The following is a 7,171-nucleotide window of genomic DNA, read 5'->3' on the forward strand; positions in this document are numbered from 1 at the left end:
GTTGATAGAAGGTGACTTCGATGGTGGCAGTAAGTCAAAATAAATCAATAGACGGTCGTTTAGTTGCAATTGGATGTAATTACGAACCTTGGATTGCGCTTCTTGAACAATCGGGTTGGAAAACACATTGCTGTTATGACCTAAGAACGGCTGATTCAATCTTGGAAGAATACAGTCCTTGTATCTGCGTTGTTGATTTAAGCAATAATGATTTTAGCTTGAACAGCATATCTTTGAGGGCAAATAAAACCAAACAAGTGAAATGGATTGCGATCATTAAAAAGGAACAAATGAAAACGGATGCGATTCGTCAATTCATTAATAACTTCTGTGTTGACTTTTTTACGGTACCTATTCCAGGCAGCCATTTGCTTGATACGATCGGACATCAATTAGGCATGTTGGAGATTGAATCCAGCTCATGGGTCGAGATCACGTCGCAGCACGATATGGGTCTGTTTGGTGAATCGAAATCGATCAAGCAGTTGCGCGACATGGTACGCCGCGTGGCGATGACGGAAGTGAATGTTTTCCTCACCGGTGAAAACGGGACTGGCAAAGAGTTGATTGCGAAATCTATCCATAATTTGTCAAAACGTAAGAACACGCCGTTTATTATGGTGAACTGCTCATCGCTCACCCGAGATGATGAAAAGCTGGCACTACTGGACGGTACCTATCGCAATGAAGACGGTGCACCGTTTGATGGCACCTTGATGCTCGATAATGTCGAGGAGCTGTCGAAGGAAATGCAAGATAATCTCTTAGCTTACTTGCAAGCACCAAGCTGTGAAACATTGGATAAAGAAACCGCATCTGATGTACGCATTGTCGCGACGTCTAGTGCGGATCTTGATGTGGCGGTGGCGAACGGAGAATTCAGTAAAGAACTGTATTACCGACTGAATGTATTCCACATTAAAGTACCAACATTGCGTGAGCGTGGGTCTGATATCTTTTTACTCGCTGAAACCTTTTTGACCAAGTTTGCGCGTGAATACAGCACCATGGCATCGACGTTTTCTGAAGATTCCAAACAGTTGTTGTTACGCTATAGTTGGCCGGGCAATGTTCGGGAGTTGATTAACCAAGTGAAGCGTGCCGCGTTATTGGCGGAAGGGAATGAAGTGAAAGCGGAGCATTTTGATCTGCCAAGTAAGGCAAACTTAAAGCAGAGTCTGCGTAACATTAAAGACGAAGCAGAAAAAGATGTGTTGGTTGCGGTATTGGAAACACACCGTGGTCAAGTGGCTTCTGCGGCGAAAGATCTTGGGGTGTCACGCGCCACCATGTATCGCTTGCTGAATAAGCACAATATTGTTCCTGATGTGCGTCATTATAATAATGGCTATGCCGCGAGGGAGTAATATCATAATCACCGTTAAATCTTAAAAGCCCATGTCTGACATGGGCTTTTTTGTTTGCACTATTTTGATGATTGAGTTTTCAACCCTAACCGCTTGACTAAACGGTGCAAGTTACCTGTATCGACCTGTAGCTCACGCGCGGTTGCTGCCCAGTTGTGATGCTGCTGATAGGTGTGCGCGATCAACTGACGCTGAAACGCATCGGTGGCGGATTTTAACCCATAGCCTAATAACACAGACGGTGGGGAAAACGTATCTGCTGATGTATCTGCTGTCAGTGACTCTGTTGATGAGGCGGCAGAAGCGTGATCCTGTAACGTCAGATTAAAATGCGCTGACGTTAAGGCCACAAAATGTGGATCGCTGCTGGCGGCACGGGCAACCACGGCCGCACGATTGATGGCGTGTTCTAACTCACGGATATTCCCCGGCCATGTATAACGCTGCAACAGGTGAGTGGCATCCGGGCTTAAGCGCATGGCATTCAGGCCCAATTTGGCTTTGCAGCGTTCAATGAAATACCCAGCTAACAGAATCACATCATTGCCTCGTTCACGCAGTGGGGGCGCTGAAATAGGGAATACACTTAAGCGGTGATACAAATCGGCACGGAAGCGGCCTGCCGTCACTTCTTCGTGTAATAGCCGGTTGGTGGCGGCGATGATACGTGTATTCACTTTCAGGTGTTTGTCTGCACCCACGCGCTGTAGGTCACCGTATTGCAGTACCCGCAGTAGCTTGGCTTGTAAGGCGAGGGGAAGCTCACCAATTTCATCCAAAAACAGGGTGCCGCCATCTGCCATCTCAAATTTCCCTTTACGATCACTGATCGCTCCCGTGAACGCGCCTTTTACATGGCCGAACAGTTCACTCTCTGCAACGGATTCAGGCAAGGCTGCACAGTTCAGGTAAACCAACGGTTGCTGATGACGCAACGATTGCGCGTGAATAGAAGCGGCGACCAATTCTTTCCCGACACCGGTTTCGCCGGTAATGAGCACCGTGAGGTCGGTATTCGCCACCGCGCTGATCTGTGCTTTTAGCTGATCCATCGCAACAGATTGGCCAATCATGGTGACATCCCCCGTTGCGGGTCGCACTGCGGCGGGCGAACTGGCCATTTCACCAGCTTGCTGTTCCAGCTTTTCCATTAACAGGGCGGTGTGCAAACTGGCCGCCGCCAGTGCGCTGATCACCCGCAGTTCTTGATCGGAAAATTGATCAAATTGGTGCGGATCAAATCCATCAATGGTGACGGCACCAATTAAACGATCATTGGCAATAAGCGGCAGGCCGATACACGCATGCACATGCAATTGCCCATCATGGCTAGGGATTAATCCGTCATACGGATCGGGCAGATCACTGTCGTGGGGAAAACGCACAATATCACCGGCACGGGCGATCGCCTCTAAACGGGGGTGTTGGTCGAGATCAAACTGGCGACCCATCACATCATCAAACATCCCATTCATGGCCAAGGGCGAAAAATGTTGTTCGCGAAAGGCGAGTAACGCAGAGGCGTCACAATGAAAGAGCGATTTAATCACCGTCAGCAGTCGCTCAAACCGATCTTGAGCAGAAATACCTTGCGTCAGGTCGAGCGCTAATTGCATCAGCGCTTGTCGGTTTTTCGTCATAGCAACGCCTTTTTGATAGCCTGAAAAACAGCGGTAAACAGTGTCATTGTGACACTGTGTTGTTAATTTGACAATGTTTGATGGGTGTCATTATGACACTGCTAGTAAAGGCTCAATTAAGTAAATGCTTATAATTCAGTGGCTTAAAAAGTTGGCACGCACCGTGCAATAGTCAGTGCAGATGTCGATAACGACAAAACAGAATAGGGTGCTGATGACGCCCAAGACTTCGCATAAAAGGTAACAACATGACTATTCACGTAAAAAATAACATTCATTGGGTTGGCCAGCGCGATTGGGAAGTACAAGATTTCCACGGTACCGAATACAAAATGACAAAAGGGACCAGTTATAACAGTTACCTGATCCGTGAAGAAAAAACGGTGCTGATTGATACTGTCGATCACCGTTTCAGCATGCAGTTTATCCAAAATTTGGAGATGGAAATCGATCTGGCCAGCATTGACTATATCGTGATTAACCATGCCGAAGAAGATCACTCTGGCGCATTAACCGCTTTGATGGCGCGCATTCCGAATACGCCTATTTACTGTACTGAAAATGCGGTTGATTCCATTGTCGGTCACCACCACCATCCAGAGTGGAACTTCAATATTGTGAAAACCGGCGACACGTTAGATCTCGGTAACGGCAAGCAACTGATTTTCGTTGAAGCGCCGATGCTGCATTGGCCGGACAGCATGATGACATACATGACAGAAGATGCCGTGTTATTCAGTAACGATGCGTTTGGTCAACACTACTGTGACGAACACCTCTTCAATGATGAAGTGGATCAAAATGAATTGATGGAGCAGTGCTTGCGTTACTACTCCAATATTCTGACCCCATTCAGTGGTTTGGTAACGGCTAAAATTCATGAAGTGCTGAGCTTCAATGTACCGGTCGATATGATCGCGACTTCGCACGGTATTGTGTGGCGTGAAAACCCAACCCAAATCATCCATCAATATCTGGAATGGGCAAATAACTACCAAGAAGATCGCATCACGATTTTTTACGACACCATGTCAAACAACACCCGCATGATGGCGGATGCCATTGCCCAAGGGATCCATGATGTCGATCCGGCGGTGGCGGTGAAAGTGTTTAATGTGTCCCGTCAGGATAAGAATGAGATTCTGGCTAACGTGTTTCGATCCAAAGGGATCTTGGTCGGATCCTCCACCATGAACAATGTCATGATGCCTAAAATTGCAGGCATGTTGGAAGAGATTACCGGTTTGCGCTTTAAAAACAAAAAAGCCGGTGCGTTTGGTAGCTATGGCTGGAATGGCGGTGCCGTTGACCGTATTCACTCACGCCTCACCGATGCTGGGTTTGAAACCACACTGGGCTTAAAAGCGAAATGGAAACCGGACGGTAAAGCATTGCGTGAATGCCGTGAACATGGCCGTATGATCGCCAAACAGTGGGCATTACGTGATCTGTCGTCTGTGATCCCCCGTGCATTACAGCCTGTCAGCGAACCTGCCGTATCGGTGCCGCCGCAAGCGCAACCCAGCGTACAGCCATCAGCGCAACAACGCATCGCTGAACCAGTGAATGCCGCTGAGTTTTCTGTTGATACACAAAACATGCTGTGTACCGTGTGTAACTGGGTATATGACCCAGCAGTGGGTGAACCAAACCAAGGCGTTGACATCGGCACCTGTTGGTCTGATGTGCCAGAGACATTTTTATGTCCGGAATGCGGCTTGGGTAAAGAGGTGTTTGTGCCTGTGAGCGGGAAGTAAGTGATGACAGACTCTATTGTGATCATTGGGAGCGGCTTTGCCGCTTACCAATTGGTAAAAGCGATCCGTCGTGGCGATCAAACGTGTCCTATTCATGTCTTCACCGCGAATGATGGCAGTGATTATAACAAGCCTGATCTCAGCCATGTGTTCAGCCGTCAGCAACGCGCCGAGGATTTAGTTCGCCAGTCTGGTGAGGCCTTTGCTCAAGAACAACAAGTGACCTTACATGCGCACTGCCCGGTAGAAGCGATTGACCCCGTTGCCAAAACAGTGACCGCATCCGGGGTGTCATATGCTTACGGTAAATTAGTGTTAGCAACCGGTGCGCGTGCTTTTATACCGCCGATGGAAGGGGACGGCGTGCACACAGTGCGCACGCTAAACAGCCTTGAGGAGTATCGCTATAGTCAGGATGCGTTATTGGCCGCGTCACACGTGACGGTGATCGGCGCAGGGTTGATTGGGGCAGAGTTGGCGATGGATTTTGCCACCTCGGGCAAACACGTGACGCTGGTGGATCCTGCAGCGAGTATCATGGCTTCACTGTTGCCAGAAACGGTGGCGCACAAACTGGAAAAAGTGATGACGCAAATGGGGATCACGCTGGCACTGGGTGATCATATCCAACGCATTGATACTCAACCTGATAATCATCTGGAACCGCACGTGCGAGTGACGTTGGCCTCTGGGCGATCATTTGATTCTTCACAAGTGATTGCGGCGGCAGGGTTAGTGCCTAATACCGCGTTAGCAATACAAACGGGGTTACAAACCGGGCGTGGGATCGTGGTCGACAGCCAGTTACAAACCTCGTGTGCGGATATTTATGCCTTGGGTGACTGTGCAGAAATTAACGGTCAGGTTATGGCTTATTTACAGCCTGCTTTACTGAGTGCCAATGCCTTAGCGAAAACGTTATTGGGCACTCCGACAGCGGTGGTATTGCCGCCGATGTTGGTCAAAGTGAAAACGCCGCATTATCCCATTCAACTCAGTGGCCATAATGTGTTGGGTGCCCATCGTTGGCAGGTTGACCTCGACAGTACAGGGACCACTTGCCAGACCTTCGATGAAGAAGGTAAAGCCCAAGGTTTTGTGGTGACAGAACAGCATTTACCCAAAGCATTCACGTTATTAAATGCACTGCGCTAGCGCGTTGTGCCATTAACCAATAATGAAGAGTAGTAAGGAGAAAACGATGTCTACATTAGGGTCTCATTTACGTATTCCTGCACATTGGACGGTTCAACGTTCAACGCCGTTTTTCACGAAAGCGACTGTGCCGCCCGCGCTATTAACCCACCACAACACGGCAGAAGGGGTGTTTGGCCAGTTGTGTGTGATGGAAGGCACCGTCACCTATTTCGGTTTTGCGGATAGTGAAGCGACAGAACCTGAAGTGACCGTGGTGATCAATGCAGGGCAATTTGCCACCAGTCCTCCGCAGTATTGGCATCGGATTGAATTAAGCGAGGATGCGCAATTCAATATTAATTTCTGGTCAGAGAAAGATAAGTCCGATCAGCCGCTGTTTTCTGCGAAAAAATAGCGCGATGAATATATAGCGATAAATAACATGCCGGGCGAAAAAGTGCGCGGCATGTTTATTTAATGAAAAAAGGTGATTTAAGGTAGCAAAAAGCCAACGATGATCAGCAGGAAAGCTGATACCCATAACCAATGTGCAAAAACAGTATCAGTAGAAGATGCTAATTTACGTGTGCCGCTTACTGGTACAAAAGGATAATTGTGATCATTGAGGCGGTGGGTTCGAAACACCAAAATTGTTGCGTACCACATAACACGAATAGTGCAAAAGTCCCATGTAGGTGTATGAATACCATCATCGCTGAACGATCTTTCAAATTTTTTCACAGACAAAAAATAGAATGTTAGCCAAGACATGATTGAAGATATCACTATTGTGAAAAAGATCATGTAAATTATATTATTTGATAATTCTTCCATCATATCACCAAGCAAAATCGTAAAGTGAAGCTGCTGCTTTTTGGGTGGATTTGTCAAGAGATGTTGAGACATAGTAAGTTGCTGTAAGTCCAATTCCTATAGCTATTACCCATCCAACAGGGGTTGCAGCTAAACCAATTGAAACTGCAGCACTCGATACAGCTGACGCTGTGAAACTTCCTGATATTACACCAACGGTAAGGCCTGAGCTTTGTACTACTGCTGTTTTTTTCCAATCTTTCCCTGACTTATAATCATTGTAGACTTGATTGCTTCGGTTATAAGCATCGTATGCAATTAACGCATTGCCACCTATTTTTAATCCATTAGATAAGTTTTTTATGTTTTTTAATTCTGATGAATTTGATATGTTAATAGGTGTTGAGTGCCTTGATGATTTAGCTATATTCACGCCTCTATTTATATTGTTTAATGG

At 47.1% G+C, this 7,171-nt stretch carries 6 protein-coding genes; 4 read left to right on the forward strand and 2 right to left on the reverse strand.

The annotated features are described in order from the left end of the window. Window positions 1–20 precede the first annotated feature (20 nt). Window positions 21–1,367 carry a sigma-54-dependent transcriptional regulator gene (locus L4C36_RS23085; RefSeq protein WP_428480123.1) on the forward strand — a complete coding sequence of 449 codons (1,347 nt, stop codon included), beginning with the start codon at window positions 21–23 and terminating at the stop codon, window positions 1,365–1,367. A 59-nt stretch (window positions 1,368–1,426) separates the two neighbouring features. Here the strand turns inward: L4C36_RS23085 and norR are convergent, their stop codons facing one another. Then, complete coding sequence (norR, locus tag L4C36_RS23090) at window positions 1,427–3,007, reverse strand: nitric oxide reductase transcriptional regulator NorR (protein ID WP_428480124.1); 1,581 nt, start codon at window positions 3,005–3,007, stop codon at window positions 1,427–1,429. A 248-nt stretch (window positions 3,008–3,255) separates the two neighbouring features. On the opposite strand from norR, the gene norV reads away from it, so the two are divergent. The 3 genes from norV to L4C36_RS23105 are packed head-to-tail and all read left to right on the forward strand — an operon-like array spanning window position 3,256 to window position 6,316. Then, window positions 3,256–4,764, forward strand: coding sequence for an anaerobic nitric oxide reductase flavorubredoxin (gene norV / locus L4C36_RS23095; protein ID WP_428480125.1), 1,509 nt, complete (start codon window positions 3,256–3,258; stop codon window positions 4,762–4,764). A 3-nt stretch (window positions 4,765–4,767) separates the two neighbouring features. Continuing rightward, on the forward strand, window positions 4,768–5,919 hold the full coding sequence (norW, locus tag L4C36_RS23100; RefSeq protein ID WP_428480126.1) for an NADH:flavorubredoxin reductase NorW: 1,152 nt from the start codon (window positions 4,768–4,770) through the stop codon (window positions 5,917–5,919). A 46-nt stretch (window positions 5,920–5,965) separates the two neighbouring features. Then, window positions 5,966–6,316, forward strand: a complete 351-nt coding sequence (locus L4C36_RS23105) for a TehB family protein (RefSeq protein WP_428480127.1) — start codon at window positions 5,966–5,968, stop codon at window positions 6,314–6,316. 423 nt (window positions 6,317–6,739) lie between these two features. Here L4C36_RS23105 and L4C36_RS23110 read toward each other — a convergent pair. Beyond that, window positions 6,740–7,171: hypothetical protein (locus L4C36_RS23110; protein ID WP_428480128.1), on the reverse strand; the 432-nt coding region annotated here is incomplete at its 5' end.

It is taken from the genome of Photobacterium japonica, assembly GCF_050337005.1.
Classification (GTDB): Bacteria; Pseudomonadota; Gammaproteobacteria; order Enterobacterales; family Vibrionaceae; genus Photobacterium; species Photobacterium japonica.